This window comes from Bowmanella yangjiangensis (assembly GCF_017255015.1).
GTDB lineage: Bacteria > Pseudomonadota > Gammaproteobacteria > Enterobacterales > Alteromonadaceae > Bowmanella > Bowmanella yangjiangensis.
Map to the genome: position 1 here is coordinate 1 of NZ_JAFKCS010000132.1, position 2,088 is coordinate 2,088.

Annotated in this window: 3 protein-coding genes; all 3 read left to right on the plus strand. The window is 62.7% G+C overall.

The annotated features are described in order from the left end of the window. The coding region (locus J0A65_RS22585) for an FAD-dependent oxidoreductase (protein WP_206596561.1) at positions 1–583 on the plus strand (583 nt) is incomplete at its 5' end. Further along, positions 580–951 (plus strand): ethanolamine utilization protein EutQ, encoded by a 372-nt coding sequence (locus J0A65_RS22590; protein ID WP_179554469.1) that lies wholly within the window; start codon positions 580–582, stop codon positions 949–951. The genes J0A65_RS22585 and J0A65_RS22590, both read left to right, overlap by 4 nt. 100 nt (positions 952–1,051) lie before the next feature. Then, on the plus strand, positions 1,052–2,088 hold a 1,037-nt coding region (locus J0A65_RS22595), incomplete at its 3' end, for a M24 family metallopeptidase (protein WP_206596562.1).

Here is a 2,088-nt window from a genome sequence, read left to right on the forward strand (position 1 = left end):
CTACCTGCGCAACCGTCTGTTACCCGTGATGACCTTCGCCAGCTGGACGCGTCCGCTGAACGACACTGAACTGGCGGCCTACGGTGGCCAGCTCGACTGGGGGCTGACTCCGGCCGATCACGCCGGCACCACGGTACGCATGACCCAGGACCGCCGCCTGATCATCCGCAACACCTACAAGCACGTGCCGAAGTACGGCAAGAGCACCAGCGACGCCATGCGCGAATCGGTGCGCGACGATCATCGCAGGGCCTTCCTGGCGCGCTTTCCGCAACTGGCCGATGTACCGTTCAGCCACACCTGGGGCGGCGTTTACGCGATCTCGCGCAACTTCACCAACTTCTTCGGCGAGCTGGAGCCGGGTGTGTTCGCCTCGGCTTGCGACAATGGCGTCGGCGCGGCATGGGGCACCATCTCCGGCACGCTGCTGGCGGAAATGGCGGTGGGCGGCGATTCGGCGCAGTTGCGCGATATCCAGACGGTCACCGGTATGCCGTCGCTCAATCCGCCGGAGCCATTTCTCGGCCTGGGCGTGCGCTCGCGCATTCGTCTGGCGGCCTGGAACAGTCGGAGCGAGCTATGACTCAGGCCGTTTCCGGGAAAGGTCCGGTGCTGTTGGTCGATCACCATGACCTGGAGTTCATCCCGCGGGGCGGGCCGCCCGGCGCTGCCTTCGTAGCGCGGGCGATCAGCAACGAGATTTCGCCGAACATCGGCATCGGTTTCGCCCGCTGGGAGGGCGCAGAGGTGGCCTGGACGCTGCTCTACGACGAGGTGCTCTTCGTCATTGACGGCTGCTTCGAGCTACAGGCCAATGGCGAGTGCTATCACGTCAAGCCAGGGCAACTGCTGTGGATTCCCGAAGGCACCGAACTGGTTTACGGCGGACATGCGCTGTTCGGTTATGTGGTCCATCCGGGTGACTGGAAACAACGGCACGGTCTGGCTTAGCCAGTGGCGTGTTGCAGATGGCCCTGCTTAGCTGGCCGACGCGTAGATGGAGCGCGTCGGCTCCGGCGGCGTCCACTTTCATTCCTCAGGAAGCCTAGCCATGTTCGAAAACAAAAATAAGTATCTAGCCGACGAGGTCGCCGCGCAGCCGCTGCGCAACCCGGTCAGCCTCGAAACCCATAGGGCTGCTCGCGCCTATCGTTTGCAACGAGTGCGTCAGCAACTCAAGGCCGCCGATTGCTCGGCCATACTGCTGTATGACCCGGTGAACATCCGCTATGCCACCGACACCTCCAACATGCAGGTGTGGACTCTGCATAACTACGCCCGCTATGCGCTGGTTTTCGCTGATGGGCCTGTGGTGCTGTTCGAGTTCCACAACTGCGAACATCTGCACCAAGGCAACGAACTGCTCGATGAGATACGTCCAGCGATCAACTGGAGCTATTTCGGTGCGGGCTCGCGCATCGGCGAGAAGGCTCAGGTCTGGGCCGACGATATACAGGCGGTGATTCGCCAGCATGCGGGAGGCAAGGTGCGCCTGGCGGTGGACAAGGCTGATCTGGAAGGCCTCAACCTGCTGCGCGAGGCCGGCCTGACGCTGATAGAAGGGCACAGCCTGATGGAGCAGGCTCGGCGAATCAAATCCTCTGAGGAGTTGGAGTTGATGCGCTGGACCATCGCCGTGTGCGAGCGCGGCATTCAGCGCATGCACGATGCACTGCGCCCCGGCATGACCGAGAACGAGCTGTGGGCCTGGCTGCACTACGAGAACGTGTGCCACGGTGGTGAGTGGATCGAAACCCGCCTGCTGGCCTCAGGGCCGCGTACCAATCCCTGGATGCAGGAGTCCAGCGACCGGGTGATGCAGGAAGGTGAGATCGTCTGCTTCGACACCGATCTGATCGGGCCATACGGCTACTGCGCCGATATCTCTCGAGCCTGGACGGTCGGCCACGTTTCCCCCAGCGCCGAGCAGCGCAAGCTCTATCGTCTGGCCAATGAACAGGTACTGCACAACATGGCGCTGTTGCGTCCGGGCTTGAGTCACCGCGAGTTCGTCGAGCAGTCCTGGGATATTCCGCCGGCCTATTGGCACAACCGTTATTGCTGTGTCGTGCACGGCGTCGGCCTGGT